At 68.6% G+C, this 16,989-nt stretch carries 17 protein-coding genes; 10 read left to right on the top strand and 7 right to left on the bottom strand.

The annotated features are described in order from the left end of the window. Positions 1 to 136: 136 nt before the first annotated feature. Together ACFZBT_RS40300 and ACFZBT_RS40295 are read right to left on the bottom strand one after the other, a co-directional pair. Positions 137 to 952, bottom strand: coding sequence for a serine hydrolase (locus tag ACFZBT_RS40300; protein ID WP_391115409.1), 816 nt, complete (start codon positions 950 to 952; stop codon positions 137 to 139). 27 nt (positions 953 to 979) lie between these two features. Further along, entirely contained in the window at positions 980 to 1,450 is a 471-nt protein-coding gene (locus tag ACFZBT_RS40295; RefSeq protein ID WP_391115406.1) for a GNAT family N-acetyltransferase, read from the bottom strand. Between the two features lie 98 nt (positions 1,451 to 1,548). On the opposite strand from ACFZBT_RS40295, the gene ACFZBT_RS40290 reads away from it, so the two are divergent. Both ACFZBT_RS40290 and ACFZBT_RS40285 read left to right on the top strand, forming a co-directional pair. Further along, positions 1,549 to 2,013, top strand: coding sequence for a MerR family transcriptional regulator (locus tag ACFZBT_RS40290; RefSeq protein WP_391115403.1), 465 nt, complete (start codon positions 1,549 to 1,551; stop codon positions 2,011 to 2,013). Continuing rightward, positions 2,010 to 3,023, top strand: coding sequence for an aldo/keto reductase (locus tag ACFZBT_RS40285; protein WP_391115400.1), 1,014 nt, complete (start codon positions 2,010 to 2,012; stop codon positions 3,021 to 3,023). The genes ACFZBT_RS40290 and ACFZBT_RS40285 overlap by 4 nt, the downstream gene beginning before the upstream one ends. Before the next feature lie 81 nt (positions 3,024 to 3,104). On the opposite strand, the gene ACFZBT_RS40280 is transcribed toward ACFZBT_RS40285, so the two are convergent. The 3 genes from ACFZBT_RS40280 to ACFZBT_RS40270 all read right to left on the bottom strand — a co-directional run bounded on the left by ACFZBT_RS40280 (position 3,105) and on the right by ACFZBT_RS40270 (position 5,949). After that, entirely contained in the window at positions 3,105 to 3,968 is an 864-nt protein-coding gene (locus ACFZBT_RS40280; protein ID WP_391115415.1) for a DUF4429 domain-containing protein, read from the bottom strand. 66 nt (positions 3,969 to 4,034) lie between these two features. Then, entirely contained in the window at positions 4,035 to 5,243 is a 1,209-nt protein-coding gene (locus tag ACFZBT_RS40275; RefSeq protein WP_391115397.1) for an alpha/beta hydrolase, read from the bottom strand. A gap of 73 nt (positions 5,244 to 5,316) precedes the next feature. Then, the gene (locus tag ACFZBT_RS40270; RefSeq protein WP_391115394.1) at positions 5,317 to 5,949 is read right to left on the bottom strand and encodes a TetR family transcriptional regulator; all 633 of its coding nucleotides are present in this window, start codon (positions 5,947 to 5,949) and stop codon (positions 5,317 to 5,319) included. Between the two features lie 120 nt (positions 5,950 to 6,069). Between ACFZBT_RS40270 and ACFZBT_RS40265 the strand changes: the two genes are divergently transcribed. Further along, complete coding sequence (locus ACFZBT_RS40265) at positions 6,070 to 7,695, top strand: DHA2 family efflux MFS transporter permease subunit (protein WP_391115391.1); 1,626 nt, start codon at positions 6,070 to 6,072, stop codon at positions 7,693 to 7,695. A 234-nt stretch (positions 7,696 to 7,929) separates the two neighbouring features. Further along, a complete protein-coding gene (locus ACFZBT_RS40260) occupies positions 7,930 to 8,238 on the top strand; it encodes a small hydrophobic protein (RefSeq protein WP_391115387.1) in 309 nt (102 codons plus the stop codon). A gap of 66 nt (positions 8,239 to 8,304) precedes the next feature. On the opposite strand, the gene ACFZBT_RS40255 is transcribed toward ACFZBT_RS40260, so the two are convergent. Next, positions 8,305 to 9,039 carry an ion channel gene (locus ACFZBT_RS40255; protein ID WP_391115384.1) on the bottom strand — a complete coding sequence of 245 codons (735 nt, stop codon included), beginning with the start codon at positions 9,037 to 9,039 and terminating at the stop codon, positions 8,305 to 8,307. Between the two features lie 83 nt (positions 9,040 to 9,122). Further along, positions 9,123 to 11,870 carry a pyruvate dehydrogenase (acetyl-transferring), homodimeric type gene (gene aceE, locus ACFZBT_RS40250; protein ID WP_391115380.1) on the bottom strand — a complete coding sequence of 916 codons (2,748 nt, stop codon included), beginning with the start codon at positions 11,868 to 11,870 and terminating at the stop codon, positions 9,123 to 9,125. A 426-nt stretch (positions 11,871 to 12,296) separates the two neighbouring features. On the opposite strand from aceE, the gene ACFZBT_RS40245 reads away from it, so the two are divergent. The 6 genes from ACFZBT_RS40245 (at position 12,297) to ACFZBT_RS40220 (ending at position 16,835) form a co-directional block, all read left to right on the top strand. Beyond that, the gene (locus ACFZBT_RS40245; RefSeq protein ID WP_039932421.1) at positions 12,297 to 12,734 is read left to right on the top strand and encodes a DUF3052 domain-containing protein; all 438 of its coding nucleotides are present in this window, start codon (positions 12,297 to 12,299) and stop codon (positions 12,732 to 12,734) included. Between the two features lie 108 nt (positions 12,735 to 12,842). Further along, the gene (locus tag ACFZBT_RS40240; protein WP_391115412.1) at positions 12,843 to 13,301 is read left to right on the top strand and encodes a redoxin domain-containing protein; all 459 of its coding nucleotides are present in this window, start codon (positions 12,843 to 12,845) and stop codon (positions 13,299 to 13,301) included. A gap of 146 nt (positions 13,302 to 13,447) precedes the next feature. Then, on the top strand, positions 13,448 to 14,023 hold the full coding sequence (locus tag ACFZBT_RS40235) for a TerD family protein (RefSeq protein ID WP_184592174.1): 576 nt from the start codon (positions 13,448 to 13,450) through the stop codon (positions 14,021 to 14,023). A gap of 95 nt (positions 14,024 to 14,118) precedes the next feature. Continuing rightward, on the top strand, positions 14,119 to 14,694 hold the full coding sequence (locus ACFZBT_RS40230) for a TerD family protein (protein WP_391115375.1): 576 nt from the start codon (positions 14,119 to 14,121) through the stop codon (positions 14,692 to 14,694). A gap of 125 nt (positions 14,695 to 14,819) precedes the next feature. Continuing rightward, positions 14,820 to 15,965, top strand: coding sequence for a DUF475 domain-containing protein (locus ACFZBT_RS40225; RefSeq protein ID WP_391115372.1), 1,146 nt, complete (start codon positions 14,820 to 14,822; stop codon positions 15,963 to 15,965). A 129-nt stretch (positions 15,966 to 16,094) separates the two neighbouring features. Further along, positions 16,095 to 16,835: a Tellurium resistance gene (locus tag ACFZBT_RS40220; protein WP_391115369.1), complete on the top strand. Its 741-nt coding sequence runs from the start codon at positions 16,095 to 16,097 to the stop codon at positions 16,833 to 16,835. Positions 16,836 to 16,989: the final 154 nt, after the last annotated feature.

Here is a 16,989-nt window from a genome sequence, read left to right as displayed (position 1 = left end):
AACGAGGGCCTCCTGGGTGCCGGTTGTAGATGTCGCAATCCACACCGAAACCAGAGGCCCTCACCTCGTTCAAGGACCGCTCAAGGCGTGTCGCCTGTCACCAACGTCCCCGGACAGCACACCTAGGCGCTACGGCCTAGAGGTCGGCGAGCACCGCGTCCGTGAACGCCGGCCACGCCTCCACCGCCCACGGCCCGAACGCCCGGTCCGTCAGCGCCACGCACGCGGCACGCGCGTCGGGGTCGATCCACAGGAACGTACCGGACTGCCCGAAATGCCCGAACGTGCGCGGCGAGGACGAGGACCCCGTCCAGTGCGGCGACTTGGAGTCGCGGATCTCGAATCCGAGCCCCCAGTCGTTGGGGTTCTGGTGGCCGTATCCCGGCAGGACGCCCTTCGTGCCCGGGTAGGTCACCGTCATCGCTTCGGCGACCGTACGGGGGTCCAGCAGCCGCGGTGCCTGCACCTCGGCCGCGAACCGCAGCAGGTCCTCGACCGTGGACACCCCGTCCTTGGCGGGAGAGCCCTCCAGGGTCGTCGAGGCCATCCCCAGCGGCTCCAGCACGGCCTGCCGCAGATACTCCCCGAACGGAATGTCGGTCGCCTTCGCGAGGTGGTCGCCCAACTGCTCGAAACCGGCGTTCGAGTACAGCCGCCGCTCCCCGGGCGGGGCCGTGACCTTGTGCTCGTCGAAGGCGAGGCCCGAGGTGTGCGCGAGCAGGTGCCGGACCGTCGCCCCGGCCGGACCGGCGGGCTCGTCGAGTTCGACCGCCCCCTCCTCGTACGCCACGAGCACCGCGTACGCGGCGAGCGGCTTGGTCACCGACGCGAGCGGGAACGGCCGCCCGGCCGGCCCGTGGGTGCCGAGGACGGTGCCGTCCGCCCGTACGACACCCGCCGCAGCGGTGGGAACCGGCCAGTTCTCGATCAATGCGAGGCTCTTCAGCGACATGCGTTCGAGCCTAAGGGGTCCTTGCGCTCAGAGCGTCAGCTCCAGCAAGGGGTCGGGCTTGGGCCGGAAGCCCAGGGAGACGTACAGCGGCTCGGCCTCCGGCGAGGCGGTGAGCTGGACGCGCCGGGCGCCGCGCCTGCGGAACCACTCCAGCAGGGTCTGCATGCACGCGCGTGCGTACCCGCGGCGCCGGGCGTCCGGGTCGGTGGCGACGCTGAACACGAAACCCACCTTGCCCTGCGGGTCGCCCGACTTCCCGATGCGGTAGTCGATCGTCCCGGCCACCAGCGACGCCAGCGCCCCGGGCCGTTCCGGGTGGTCCACGACGAACGCCACGAAGTCCCCGCCCGACTCGCCCAGTTTGGTCTTCAGGGTGGGCAGGGACTCCCCGTGCCAGCGGGTGGACGGGTCGCTTGCGAACAGCGAGTCGATCATGATTTGGCGCAGCCGCAGGACTTCCTCGGCGTCCTCGGGCAGGGCACGGCGTACAGAACTCATGAGTCCGTACGCTAACCAGACGGATCAAGAAACGTCCTGCCGATTTCTTACCGTCGGCGCTTGCTTGGAGTGCGCTCCAAGGTTCTAGCGTTGGGGGCATGACGGTGATGGAGACCACGGGGACCAGGACCGACACCTGCGCCGGCCCGCCGCAGTACGAACGGCGCCCGGACGGCGAGGACAGGTACACGATCAGCGAGGTCGCCGCCTTCACCGGCCTGACCGCGCACACCCTGCGCTGGTACGAGCGCATCGGCCTGATGCCGCACATCGACCGGTCCCACACCGGCCAGCGCCGCTACACCAACCGCGACCTCGACTGGCTCGACCTCGTCGGCAAGCTCCGCCTGACGGGCATGCCGGTCGCCGACATGGTCAGGTACGCGGAACTGGTGCGCGAGGGCGACCACACCTACGGCGAGCGCTTCGATCTGCTCAAGACGACCCGGGAGGACGTCCTGGCCAGGATCGACGAACTCCGCGGCACGCTCGCCGTGCTCGACAGGAAGATCAGTTTCTACGCGGACGCCGGGCAGGCCCTGGCGTCGGAGAGGTCCCGATGACGGACGGCAGGATCACGACGGCGAAGCTCGGCGACGACGGCCCCGAGGTGGGTGTCCAGGGCCTCGGCTGCATGGGCATGAACTTCGGCTACGGCCCCTCGGACGCCGACGCGTCCCGGGCGACCCTGGAACGGGCACTGGAACTCGGCGTCACCCTCTACGACACGGCCGACGCCTACGGAGCCGGGGAGAACGAGCGGTTCCTGTCGCCGTTCTTCAAGGCTCACCGCGACGAGGTCGTCATCGCGACCAAGTTCGCCCTGGCGATCCCGCCGGACGACCCGACCCGGCGCATCATCCGCAACGACCCGCCCTACATCCGCGAGGCCGTCGAAGCGAGCCTGAAGCGCCTGGACGTCGACGTCATCGACCTCTACTACATGCACCGGCGCGATGTGAACGTGCCGATCGAGGAGAGCGTCGGCACCATGGCCGAGCTGGTCCGCGAGGGCAAGGTCAAGCACCTCGGCCTGAGCGAGGTCACGGCCGGCGAACTCCACGCCGCCCACGCCGTCCACCCCATCGCCGCCGTGCAGTCGGAGTGGTCGCTCTTCAGCCGGGACATCGAGACGAACGTCGTCCCGGCGGCGCGCGAGCTGGGTGTGACCCTCGTCGCGTACTCCCCGCTGGGGCGCGGCTTCCTCACGGGGTCCTTCGCCAGCGCCGAGGACCTGTCGTCGGGCGACTTCCGCCGCCAGCAGCCCCGCTTCACCGGCGACAACGCCGCAGCCAACGGGGCCCTGCTGGAGCCCATCCGCGCGATCGCCGAGGCCCACGACGCATCGGTCGGCCAGATCGCCCTGGCCTGGGCCCACCAGCAGGCATCCCTCCACGGCCTCCCGGTCATCCCGATCCCGGGCACCCGCAAGCCGTCCAGGGTGGAGGAGAACACGGCGGCGACCAGGATCGTCCTCACCGACGACGAACTGTCCCTCCTGGACCCGATCGCAGCCAAGGTGGCAGGCAACCGCTACGCGGACATGGCCTTCACCTCTGCAGGCAGGGAGTAGTAAGACGCCCTAGGGGCGCGGGGAACTGCGCGACCGGCCACCCACAACCCGCACCCGCCGGCGCGCAGCACCCCGCACACGCTAGAGCTCCGACAACAACTCGGCCTTTTTGACCGAAAACTCCTCATCAGTCACCAGCCCGGCCTGATGCAACTCCCCGAGATGCCGAATCCGCTCGGCGATATCGGCGGGATCACGGCGCGGCCCGGCCGCGGACACCGCGGCCACCGGCTGAGACGTCCGCACCGCCGCCAACACCGCCGCCGCGAACGGCAGTGACTCGTGCACCGGCCCGTACCCCAGCCCGAACACCACCGCGGCGGGGTCCTGGTCGGCCTGCGCGGCCGCCCCGCTCGTCTCCCGGTGCAGCAACCGCAGATGCCCCTCGAACACCTCGGGCGAACGCCACTCCACCCCGTTCAGCTCCCCGACGGGAAAGGTCTGGTCGCCGGCCTTCCACTTCGCCGACGACGCCCCCGTCCAGAACCACCGGAAGTTGACCGTCCGGCCGTCGAACGAGGCCTTCCCGTCGTACGCCTTGAACGACAACGGCCCCTTGGGCGGCTCCACGAGGAACCGCTCCGCGGGCCCGGACTCGGACTCCGTCAGCAGCGACCGCAGTTCGTCGGCGTAGTACTCCGCGAGCACCTCGCGGTCGGCGGGCATCACCAGCCGGTAGGGGTCGCCGCTCTCCTTCAGCTGTCCGGCGGCCGCCTCCATCAGAGGGTCCGCACCGGGCCGCGGCTCGACGCGCAGCACGACCGTGCCGCGTTTCCCGCGGGTCAGCGTCACCCCGGCGATCGCGTCCAGGGGAACACGGCGTTCCCCGAGCGCCTGAAAGAGCTTCGGTGTTCGAATCCCCCGTTCGTAGCGGATGAGCACGGAGTCGGACTCGAACTCCCAGGCGGCATGAAATCCGGCCAGTACGTCACCCATGCGGCTCATCGTATGCGGCACGCGCTCCTCCGTCCCCCTCCCGAGCAGACCGCGATTTCTTCGTCTCTACGCGCGTCAGGCCGCCGCCGTGCCGGACAAACCGGTCCGGCAGACGCCGTCTTCGTGCGCGCAGTGCACCGAGCGGTATGCGCCAACGCCGATCTCTGCGAAATTCATCAGACTTGCCGTACCCGGCTCGAAGTAGCCGGCGTGACCCTTCGCGCCCTGCGCCGACAGCACCCGCGCACCGAACGCGGCGGACACCGGGTCGGCCCCGTGGCCGAGACCGCCGACCTCCAGGTACGGCACGTCCTGGATCCAGTCGTCGCTGTCCCGCATGGCCCACACCCGGGCGCTGGTGTGCAGTTGGGCGGCCTTCTCGACGCGCATGCCGGGGCTGCCGGCCACCGCGATGTCGGACACCTTGGCCGGCAGCGAACGCGCCGCCACCCCGCACACCACGGAGCCGTAGCTGTGGCAGAACAGCGAGACCGGCTTGTCGCCGGGCAGCGCCCGCACCAGCGCGTTCAGTCGTACGGAACCCTCCGCGGCGCGCATCGCCGTGGCCGAGTCGATGCCGAGCCCGCTGGGGGCCGTGTAGTCGGCCCAGGCGATCACGGCCGTACGGGTCGAGGGGCTCGCCTTCCGCTCGGCCGCGTGCAGCGACTCGGCCATGCCGACGGGCGCCGAGTACTTGCGCTGGGTGCGCTGGAAGGTGAGCAGGTCGGTGTCCACGCCGGGTACGACGACCGAGACCCGGTCCGCCCCGCGCAGATCGCCGAAGACCTCCGCCACCCGGCCCGAGCCCTCCGGGTCGAAGGCGAGGATGTGACGGCCCGGCTCCATGAGGTCCTCGAAGCGGTGCATCCTCCGGCCGGCCTCCTGCTGCCCGACCGCCGTGAGACGGCTGTCGTGCATGCGTTCCCGCTCGACCTTGCGCGCCTGTTCGAGCGCGAGGCGGTTGGCGCGATAGCGCAGCTCGACCGGGGCGCCGTTCATGTTGCCGACCGCGAGCGGATACTTGCGGACCAGGCTCGCGCGGTCCTGCGCGGTGAGGGAGGCGAAGAAGCGGGCCAGCTTCTTCGGCTGGGCCTCGGGGTCCGGTAGTTCGTGACCGCCGATCCGGCCGTCCTCCCAGGCGGAGAGCGAGGCCTGGAGCGGCGTGTCGCCCCGCTGGTTGCGCAGGGCCGTCCAGCCGGTGGTCGCCAGCATCACGAACACGACGGCCAGAGCGAGCAGTGCGCGCCAGACGTTCAATTGCGGGGTGGTGTCGAAGGAAGTCACTGAAAGGACACACTAGGAGAACGAGAGGGTCTCGCGTTAACCAAGTGACCGGGATCACGTTTCGGTGTACGCGCTAAGGGGACTGCTCTGTGCGCCAGTTCGCGGCCAGTGCGGGACCCACCTGATCCAGGTATGTCGTGGTGAGTTGACGCATTCGCGCGAGGCTGAGTTCGTCCCCCGCGGACCACAGTCGCTCGGTGACACGAATCACGCCGCCGAACAGCGCCACGACGATCCTCGGACGCGGATCCGCGTCCACGTCCAGCCCCTCGCGCTCGGCGATGATCCGCGCGAGCTGCTCCTCCAGTTCCGCCGACCGTCGCAGATGGGCGGCGAACAGCGCGGGCGTCGACTCGATCACCCGGTAGACGCGCAGATGGAGATCGATCGGCACGATCTCCTCGACGGCCTCGTTGATCGTGTCCCAGCTCTCCAGCACGGCCCGGCGCAGCGCCTCCAGCGGGGGCTCGCCCGGCGGGCGCACCCGCAGGGCCTGGACGACGAGCCCCTCCGCGAGCCGCGGCACGAAGAAGGCCGTCTCCTCCTTGCCCGCGAAGTAGCGGAAGAAGGTGCGCTGCGAGACGTCGACGGCGGCGGCGATGTCGTCGACGGTGGTCTCGTCGTACCCGCGCGTCGCGAACAGCTCCAGAGCGGCTCGCAGCAGCGCGTCCCGGGTGCGCTGCTTCTTCCGTTCGCGCAGGTTCAAGGCGTTCCGTTCCTCTCGTCTGAAGTGTTTTCCCAGTTCAGGCTATACGGGGATGTCATGTCAGTTACCGACTAGTGAATTGGTTTGTCAATTGTCAGTGGCTGTCATTAGCCTCGGCGCATGACTAGTCAGACCACCATCGACAAGACGGGGTCGGGGGGCAAGCCACCGGCGGCACCGTCGGACGCGACGCCGGGCAAGGGGCTGCGAGGGCACCCCTGGCTCACCCTCATCACCGTCGCTGTGGGGGTCATGATGGTGGCCCTCGACGGCACCATCGTGGCCATAGCCAACCCGGCCATACAGAAGGACCTCGGCGCCACCTTCGCCGAGGTCCAGTGGATCACCAACGGGTACTTCCTCGCCCTCGCGGTCTCCCTGATCACCGCGGGCAAGCTCGGCGACCGCTTCGGCCACCGGCAGACCTTCCTCATCGGCGTTGTCGGCTTCGCCGCCGCCTCGGGCGCGATCGGCCTGTCCGACAGCATCGCGTTCGTCGTCGTCTTCCGCGTCCTCCAGGGCCTGTTCGGCGCGCTGCTGATGCCGGCCGCGCTCGGCCTGCTGCGGGCCACCTTCCCCGCCGAGAAGCTGAACATGGCGATCGGCATCTGGGGCATGGTCATCGGCGCGTCCACCGCGGGCGGCCCGATCCTCGGCGGTGTGCTCGTCGAGCACGTCAACTGGCAGTCGGTGTTCTTCATCAACGTGCCGGTCGGCGTCCTCGCCGTCGTCCTCGGTGTGCTGATCCTGCTCGACCACCGCGCCGAGAACGCCCCGCGCTCCTTCGACCTCCTGGGCATCGCCCTGCTGTCGACGGCCGTGTTCTGCCTGGTGTGGGCGCTCATCAAGGCCCCGCCGTCCGAGTGGGGCTGGGGCGACGTCAAGACGCTGTCGTTCCTCGGCGCCTCCGTGCTGTGCTTCGTGGTGTTCGCCTTCTGGGAGACGAAGGTGAAGGAGCCGCTGATCCCGCTCGCGCTGTTCCGCTCGGTGGCCCTGTCCGCCGGTGTCGTGCTGATGGTGCTGATGGCCATCGCCTTCATGGGTGGCCTGTTCTTCGTGACGTTCTACCTCCAGAACGTGCACGGCATGAGCCCGATCGACGCGGGCCTGCACCTGCTGCCGCTCACCGGCATGATGATCGTCGGCTCGCCGCTGGCCGGCGCGATGATCACCAAGTTCGGTCCCCGTGTCCCGCTCGCCGGCGGTATGGCGTTCACCGCGATCGCCATGTACGGGATGTCGACCCTGGAGACGGACACCGGCAGCGGCGTCATGTCGCTCTGGTTCGCCCTGCTCGGCTTCGGCCTCGCGCCGGTCATGGTCGGTGCCACGGAGGTCATCGTCGGCAACGCGCCGATGGAGCTCTCGGGCGTGGCCGGCGGTCTCCAGCAGGCCGCCATGCAGATCGGCGGCAGCCTCGGTACGGCCGTGCTGGGCGCGGTGATGGCCTCCAAGGTCAACAGCGACCTCCCGGACAACTGGACGAAGGCGGGGCTTCCGCCGCTGACGCCGGAGCAGGAGCACCAGGCGTCCGAGGCCGTCCAGGTCGGTGTCCCGCCGCTGGCGCCGGGCACGCCGGACGCGATCGCCGCGAAGATCACGGGCGTCGCGCACGACACGTTCATCTCCGGCATGAGCGCGGCGTCCCTCGTGGCCGCCGGGGTCGCCGTGGTCGCCGTGCTGGTGGCGTTCCTCACCAAGCGCGGCGAGAACGCGGAAGCCGGCGCCGGAGCGGCGCACATCTGACGGCTCCTGACGGGGCGTTCGCTCATCAGGGTGAACAAGACCGCTGACCCCTCCCCTCCGGCGGGCCTCGCAGGTCACAGTGGGTCAAGTCCTCCGCAGGGCATGGGGGACGGTCGCTGCGGCGCGCTGCCGGAGGGGGGCAGCGCGCAGGCAGCAGGATTGAGCCTCGCAGCGTGGGTACTCGCCATGCCGTACTCGAACCAACCCCAACCAACCCAGGGTCTTCGGGAGTTGATGATGGCGAGCTTCGGACACGGTACGCGCAGGCACCCCCGCTCACGTGGCCGGACGTGGTCACGGACCGGGACGGATCGCGCGACGCTCGGAATCATCGGAGTCATCTGCGCGGTCGTCGGATTCTTCGTGCTGGGGATCATCCTCGGCCCCGCGGCGATCGTCTGCGGCTGGCTCGCCATGGGCCGCACCTGGTCGGGCTCCCGCCCGGCCACGGCCGTGGTGGCACTGGTCCTGGGCGCCATCGACACGCTCCTGGCCATCATCTGGCTGTCAGGAGCGGCCACACCGGGCATGGGCATGTTCTGACCCGCACCCGGTGAACAAGGGAAGGGCCCCTGGCGGTTCAGCCGGGGGCCACCTTTGTGTTCCGTCCTACTCCACCGGCGTCCCCTTCAGCGCCGCCAACTCCCCCCGCAACGCCCGCACCTCCTCCGCCAGCTCCCGTATCGCCTCCGTCTGCCGCCGCTCCTCCACGTCGTCCTTCTCGAACCGCGCGATGAACCACGCCGCGATGTTCGCCGTCACCACACCCAGCAGCGCGATCCCGGAGAGCATCAACCCCACCGCCAGCATCCGCCCCAGGCCGGTCGTCGGCGCGTGGTCCCCGTACCCGACGGTCGTCATCGTCATGAAGGACCACCACACCGCGTCACCCAGCGTCCTGATGTTCCCGTCCGGCGAGTCCCGCTCCACGGACAGCACCGCCAGCGACCCGAACATCAGCAACCCGACCACGGCCCCGCCGACATACGTCGTGAGCCGTATCTGCGAGGCCATCCGCGCCCGCTGCCCGACCAGCAGCAGCGTCGACACCAGCCGCAGCAGCCGCATCGGCTGAATCACCGGCAGCAGCACCGCGCCCAGGTCGAGCCAGTGCGTCCGTACGAACCTCAGCCGCTGCTCCGCGAGCGCCAGCCGGATCACGTAGTCGAGCGCGAACGCGCCCCACACCACCCACTCCACCGCGGTGCACACCTCCACCACCTCCCGGCTCGCGTCCGGCCGGACGATCGGCACGGCGTAGGCGACGGCGAAGGCCAGGGCCAGGCCGAAGAGGGGACGCTGGGTGTGCTGTTCCCAACGGAGTTGGGCCGACTGCTGCTGCATGGCGGCATCGTAGGAAAAGTGAAGGGGTGGTGTGCCCACGGTGTCCCCGTGACGCGCACCACCCCTCGACGGTGTTCAGCGTGTCATGCGTCGCCGCCCGCGGCCCCCGGGTCGGCCGCCGCCACGTCGAGCAGCTGGTACCGGTCGATGGCCTGCTTGAGCGCCGACCGGTCGACCTTGCCCGCACGGGCCAGCTCGGTCAGCACCGCCACCACGATCGACTGCGCGTCGATGTGGAAGAAGCGGCGGGCCGCGCCACGGGTGTCGGCGAAGCCGAAGCCGTCCGCGCCCAGCGACTGGTACGTCTGCGGCACCCAGCGCGCGATCTGGTCCGGAACCGCTCGCATCCAGTCGGAGACGGCCACGACCGGCCCCTGCGCGTCGGCCAGCTTCCGGGTCACATAGGGCACCCGCTGCTCCTCCTCGGGGTGCAGCAGGTTGTGCCGCTCGCAGTCCACGGCCTCGCGCCGCAGCTCGTTCCAGGAGGTCGCCGACCAGACGTCGGCCTTGACGTTCCACTCCTCGGCCAGGATCTTCTGCGCCTCGACCGCCCACGGCACCGCGACACCGGACGCCATGATCTGCGCCGGGATGGAGCCGCTCGTGCCCTCGCTGAAGCGGTGGACGCCCTTGAGGATGCCCTCGACGTCCACGTTCTCGGGCTCGGCCGGGTGCTGGATCGGCTCGTTGTAGACGGTCAGGTAGTAGAACACGTCCTCGCCGTGCGGGTGCTCCTCGGAGCCGCCGTACATCCGGCGCAGGCCGTCCTGCACGATGTGGGCGATCTCGAAGCCGAACGCCGGGTCGTACGCCACGCAGCCGGGGTTCGTGGAGGCCAGCAGCTGGGAGTGGCCGTCGGCGTGCTGGAGGCCCTCACCGGTCAGCGTGGTGCGGCCCGCCGTCGCGCCCAGGACGAAACCGCGCGCCAGCTGGTCGGCCATCTGCCAGAACTGGTCGCCGGTGCGCTGGAAACCGAACATCGAGTAGAAGACGTAGACCGGGATGAGCGGCTCGCCGTGGGTGGCGTAGGCCGAGCCCGCCGCGATCAGCGAGGCCGTGCAGCCCGCTTCCGAGATGCCGTCGTGCAGCATCTGGCCGTTCGGCGACTCCTTGTAGGCGAGCAGCAGATCGCGGTCGACCGACTCGTACTGCTGGCCGAGCGGGTTGTAGATCTTCGCACTCGGGAAGAACGAGTCCATGCCGAACGTGCGGTACTCGTCCGGCGCGATCAGCACGAACCGCTTGCCGATCTCCTTGTCCCGCATGAGGTCCTTGAGGAGCCGCACAAAGGCCATCGTCGTCGCGATGGACTGCTGACCCGAGCCCTTCTTCACGGTCGCGTACGTCTTGTCCTCGGGGAGTGCGAGGGGCTTCGACCGCACGACACGCGTCGGGACGTAACCGCCGAGTCCCTTGCGGCGGTCGTGCATGTACTGGATCTCCTCCGAGTCCCGGCCGGGGTGGTAGTACGGCGGGGCGCCGGACTCCAGCTCCTTGTCCGGGATCGGCAGGTGCAGACGGTCGCGGAAGCGCTTCAGGTCGTCGACCGTGAGCTTCTTCATCTGGTGCGTGGCGTTGCGGCCCTCGAAGTTCGGGCCCAGCGTCCAGCCCTTGATCGTCTTGGCGAGGATCACCGTCGGCTGGCCCTTGTGCTCGGCCGCCGCCTTGTACGCCGCGAAGATCTTCCGGTGGTCGTGGCCGCCGCGCCCCAGGTGCAGGATCTGGTCGTCGGTCATGCCCTCGACCATCGCCCGCAGCCGGTGGTCGTCACCGAAGAAGTGGTCGCGGATGTACGCGCCGGTCTCCGTGGCGTAGGTCTGGAACTGTCCGTCGGGCGTGGTGTTCATCTTGTTGACCAGCACGCCGTCGCGGTCCTGGGCGAGCAGCGGGTCCCAGCTGCGGTCCCAGACCAGCTTGATCACGTTCCAGCCGGCGCCGCGGAAGACCGACTCCAGCTCCTGGATGACCTTGCCGTTGCCGCGCACCGGGCCGTCGAGGCGCTGGAGGTTGCAGTTGACGACGAAGGTCAGGTTGTCCAGGCCCTCCCGGGCGGCGAGCGTGAGCTGGCCCAGCGACTCCGGCTCGTCCATCTCGCCGTCGCCGAGGAACGCCCACACGCGCGACTTGGAGGTGTCGGCGATCCCGCGCGCGTGCATGTAGCGGTTCATCCGCGCCTGGTAGATCGCGCCGATCGGGCCGAGGCCCATCGACACCGTCGGGAACTCCCAGAAGTCCGGCATCAGGCGCGGGTGCGGGTACGACGACAGGCCGTGGGGCGCCTTCGACTTCTCCTGGCGGAAGCCGTCCAGGTTCTCCTCGCTGAGCCGGTCCAGCATGAAGGCGCGGGCGTAGATGCCCGGCGAGGCGTGGCCCTGGAAGAAGACCTGGTCGCCGCCGTCGCCCTCGTCCTTGCCGCGGAAGAAGTGGTTGAAGCCGACGTCGTAGAGGGACGCGGAGGACGCGAACGTGGCGATGTGGCCGCCGACGCCGATGCCGGGGCGCTGGGCCCTGGACACCATCACGGCGGCGTTCCAGCGGGTCGCGTTGAGGATCTTCCGCTCGATCTCCTCGTTGCCCGGGAAGAACGGCTCGCTCTTGGTCGGGATGGTGTTGACGTAGTCCGTGCTGCGCATCTCCGGCACGGCCACGCGCTTCTCGCGGGCCCGCTCGATCAGCCGCAGCATCAGATAGCGGGCGCGTTCCCGGCCGCGCTCGTCGACGGCGGCGTCGAGGGAGTCGAGCCACTCCTGCGTCTCTTCGGGATCGAAGTCAGGAACCTGACTCGGAAGGCCGCCAATGATGATCGGGTTGCGATCGGATGCGGAAGCCACGCTGTTCCTTACCTGTCGGAGGGCCGTGCCGGGGCCGCTGCTTCGCTGGGGTCGCTGGGCGATGTCGCTGGGCTGCGCCGCCACCCATGGTCTACCTCGGGGCCGTAAACGTCATCTCTACCGAGCGGTAACCCGGGCGGGAACCCGGCTCCGCGTCGACTCTGTGACGTATGGGGTGAATACATTCGAGTCTCGTACCCACAGACGATTCCCAAACGCCCAAACAGGGCAGAAAGGTGTGGTGTACGTCACCTCGGACCATGATGGTGTGCCTGGAGTTGCGGTGACACGGCCAGGATCGTCACCGTTTCGGCGGTCTGAACGGCCGGGTACTTGCGCGATCCGCCCCGCCCGTGTGGACTACGGCCAATGCTTCGCGCACGCGCGTGGCTGAGACATTCCCAAAACATGATCAGGAGGCAACCCGTGAGCGCGACCGCGGACCACGCGGAGGAGCGGACGAACCCTGCCGCCAGGCTGGGGTTCCAGCCCGGGCAGGTGGTCCAGGAGATCGGCTACGACGACGACGTGGACCAGGAACTCCGCGAGGCCATCGAAGGCATTGTCGAGAGCGACCTGGTGGACGAGGACTACGACGACGTGGCCGACGCCGTTGTGCTGTGGTTCCGTGACGACGACGGCGACCTGACGGACTCGCTGGTCGATGCCACCACGTACATCGAAGAGGGCGGCGCGATCCTGCTCCTCACGCCGAAGACCGGCCGTTCGGGCTATGTGGAGCCGAGCGACATCTCGGAGGCCGCCACCACGGCGGGTCTGACGGCGTCCAAGAGCGTCAGCGTCGGAAAGGACTGGAGCGGCAGCCGGCTGGCCACGCCGAAGGCCGCCAAGTCCAAGCGTTAGTCGTTGGACGGGGCGGGCCGACAGTCGTCGGCCCGCCCATCGGCCTGTCCCGGTGCCTGCGTAGGGTGGTCCCCACCCGTGAAGCCGCACGAAGGGACACCCACCACGATGGCGATCCAGGTCGGCGAGAAGGCCCCCGACTTCGAGCTCAAGGACAACCACGGCGCGAGCGTGAAGCTGTCCGACTTCCGCGGCGAGAAGAACGTCGTGCTGCTCTTCTACCCCTTCGCCTTCACCGGCGTGTGCACCGGCGAGCTGTGCGAGCTGCGCGACAACCTGCCGCGGTTCGCCGACCGCGACACCCAGCTGCTCGCCGTCTCCAACGACTCCATCCACACGCTGCGTGTCTTCGCCGAGCAGGAGGGTCTGGAGTACCCGCTGCTGTCGGACTTCTGGCCGCACGGCAACGTCTCGCGGGCCTACGGCGTCTTCGACGAGGACAAGGGCTGCGCCGTGCGCGGCACCTTCGTCATCGACAAGGAGGGCGTCGTGCGGTGGACCGTCGTCAACGGCCTGCCGGACGCGCGCGACCTGAACGACTACGTGAAGGCGCTCGACTCCCTGTGACGCCGGTCGGGCGTCATGTGCCCGACACCGCTGAATTCCAGGCTTCAGGGCCTGGGTGGGGCGGGAACCCGTCACTAGGATCGACTCGTTGATCCGACATCCGAGCACAACGGGGCATCCCGCCCCAGAACACCAATGGAGGACTCGTGGGAGTCAGCCTCAGCAAGGGCGGCAACGTATCGCTGAGCAAGGAGGCGCCGGGCCTGACCGCGGTCATCATCGGTCTGGGGTGGGACATCCGCACCACGACCGGCACTGACTTCGACCTGGACGCCAGCGCGCTGCTGCTGAACAACTCCGGCAAGGTCGGCAACGACCAGCACTTCATCTTCTTCAACAACCTCAAGACGCCGGACGGCTCCGTCGAGCACACCGGCGACAACCTCACCGGTGAGGGCGAGGGCGACGACGAGCAGATCAAGGTCGACCTGGCCACCGTCCCGGCGGACGTAGAGAAGATCGTCTTCCCGGTCTCGATCTACGACGCCGAGACCCGCCAGCAGTCCTTCGGCCAGGTGCGCAACGCGTTCATCCGCGTCGTGAACCAGGCCGGCGGCACCGAGATCGCCCGGTACGACCTGAGCGAGGACGCCTCCACCGAGACCGCCATGGTCTTCGGTGAGCTCTACCGGCACGGCGCGGAGTGGAAGTTCCGCGCCATCGGCCAGGGCTACGCCTCGGGCCTGCGCGGCATCGCGCAGGACTTCGGTGTGAACGTCTGAGCCGACGAGCTCAAGGTCTCACCATCCGGCGCCGCACGGTTTACGTGCGGCGCCGGACGTGCAGGACCACCTGAGAAACAACAGGGGAGGGAATCATGGGCGTCACGCTCGCCAAGGGAGGCAATGTCTCCCTGTCCAAAGCCGCACCGAACCTCACGCAGGTGATGATCGGGCTCGGCTGGGACGCGCGCTCCACCACCGGAGCACCCTTCGACCTCGACGCCAGCGCCCTGGTGTGCAGCGGCGGGCGCGTGCTCGGGGACGAGTGGTTCGTGTTCTACAACCAGCTCAAGAGCCCGGACGGCTCGGTGGAGCACACCGGTGACAACCTCACCGGTGAGGGTGACGGCGACGACGAGTCGCTCCTGATCGACCTCTCCAAGGTGCCGTCGCAGTGCGACAAGATCGTGTTCCCCGTCTCCATCCACATGGCAGACGAGCGCGGCCAGACCTTCGGCCAGGTCAGCAACGCCTTCATCCGCGTCGTGAACCAGGCGGACGGCCAGGAACTCGCCCGCTACGACCTGAGCGAGGACGCCTCCACGGAGACCGCGATGATCTTCGGCGAGGTCTATCGCTACCAGGGCGAATGGAAGTTCAGGGCCGTGGGACAGGGGTACGCGTCGGGGCTGCGGGGGATCGCGCTGGACTTCGGAGTCAACATCTCATAACGCGATATGAGCAAAATCCGGGGCCCGGTGGGGTATGGAGGGGGCCGGACTAGACTTCGGCTTCAAAAGTTCGTAAAGCCGGGTACGGCGCGGGGGAGCCCCGTACACACACGATTGGGTAGCCAGTGGTTCTGAAAACCTTCGGGTGGTCGTTCGCGGTCACCGCGCTCGGCCTGGTCGCAGCGGTTCTCTACGGAGGGTGGACCGCGTTCGGCGTCGTAGCGATCCTGTCCGTCCTCGAGATCTCGCTGTCGTTCGACAACGCGGTGGTCAACGCCGGGATCCTGAAGAAGATGAATGCCTTCTGGCAGAAGATCTTCCTCACGATCGGCATCCTGATCGCCGTCTTCGGTATGCGACTGGTCTTCCCCGTCGTGATCGTCGCGCTCAGCGCCCAGCTCGGACCGATCGAGGCCGTCGACCTCGCGCTCACCGACAAGGACCAGTACCAGCAGTACGTCACCGACGCCCACCCGTCGATCGCCGCCTTCGGCGGCATGTTCCTGCTGATGATCTTCCTGGACTTCATCTTCGAGGACCGGGACATCAAGTGGCTCGGCTGGCTGGAGCGCCCGCTGGCCAAGCTGGGCAAGGTCGACATGCTGTCGGTCTGCATCGCCCTGATCGTGCTGCTGATCTCCTCGATCACCTTCGGTGCCAACGCCCACCAGCACGGCGGCACCCACGCCGACAAGGCGGAGACCGTCCTGCTGGCCGGTATCGGCGGTCTGATCACCTACATGATCGTCGGCGGCCTCTCCGGCTACTTCGAGGACAAGCTCGAAGAGGAGGAGGAGCGCGAGCACAAGGCCGAGGAGAAGGCCGCCCGCGAAGGCAAGCCCAAGTCGGCCGTCAAGCTGGCCGGCAAGGCCGCGTTCTTCATGTTCCTCTACCTCGAGGTCCTCGACGCGTCCTTCTCCTTCGACGGCGTGATCGGCGCCTTCGCCATCACCAACGACATCGTCCTGATGGCCCTCGGCCTCGGCATCGGTGCCATGTACGTCCGGTCGCTCACGGTCTACCTGGTCCGCGAGGGCACCCTCGACGACTACGTCTACCTGGAACACGGCGCCCACTACGCCATCGGCGCCCTCGCCATGGTCCTCCTCGTCACCATCCAGTACGAGATCAACGAGTTCATCACCGGCTCCATCGGCGTCATCCTGATCGGTGCCTCCTTCTGGTCCTCCGTGCGCCGCAACCGCGCCATCGCGGCGGCCGAGGGAAACGCCGGCTCGGACGAGAAGACTGAGGTCTCGTCCGGGGTGTGACACCCCTCCGGGTGAGGAACGCTCTGTGCGGGGCGGCTGCCGAGGCGAGTCCTCGGCGCCGCCCCGTCGGTCGTCACGGCCGTGGGACATGCGATGACCTGCGGTCTCCAAGTGAACGTGGGGGGCGGAATGGGCCTGTTCGACGGACTCGGGCGCGGGCGGAACACGCAGTTCGACTCGGGCCACGCGGCAACGAACGCGATCGAGCTGACCAAGCGGCACTCGCAGATATCACTCACCAAGCAGGACGCGGCCAACGGCCATCTGCGCGTCAACCTGAGCTGGCGGATGCGCACCTCCGACATCGGCGGTCCCCAGCGCGAGAGCCTGCTCCGGCATCCCTTCCGGGCGCTCAAGCCACCCGAGGTCGTCGGCCACAGCCAGAGCATGGTCAACGTCGACCTCGACCTGGGCTGCCTCTACGAGCTCCAGGACGGCACCAAGGGCGTCGTCCAGCCCCTCGGAGGCTACTTCGGCGACGTCAACGCCCCGCCGTACGTCAAGCTCAGCGGCGACGACCGCTTCGGCTCCGGGTCCGGCGAGACGATGTACATCAACCTCGACCACCGCGACAACATCAAGCGGCTCCTGGTCTTCGTCTACATCTACGACCAGACACCCGCCTTTGACCGCACCCACGCGAGTGTCACCCTCTATCCGAGCAGCGGCCCGCGTATCGAGATCCACCTCGACGAACGCCAGCCGCAGGCGCGCTCCTGCGCCGTCGTCATGATCGAGAAGATCAAGAACGACGAGATCATCGTGCGCCGCGAGGCGAAGTTCGTCTACGGATTCCAGGCCGAGCTGGACCGGCTGTACGGGTGGGGACTGCAGTGGGGCCGGGGCTACAAGACGAAGGTCGAGCGCTGAGCGCCCCGGCGGGTCGCTGAGAGCCCCGGCGGGTGCGGACGCGGTACTCGGCCCGGGGCCGCCTAGGTCGTGTCCGCAATGTCAGGGGAGCCAGAGTTGTAGGCAGGCGATGGTGACCAGGGCCTGGTAGTGGCGGGCGAGTTTGTCGTAGCGG

This window comes from Streptomyces sp. NPDC008137 (assembly GCF_042957035.1).
In the GTDB taxonomy this organism is placed as follows: domain Bacteria; phylum Actinomycetota; class Actinomycetes; order Streptomycetales; family Streptomycetaceae; genus Streptomyces.
Note: the sequence above shows the minus strand (reverse complement) of the source record. Positions and strands in the feature narration are given on the sequence as shown.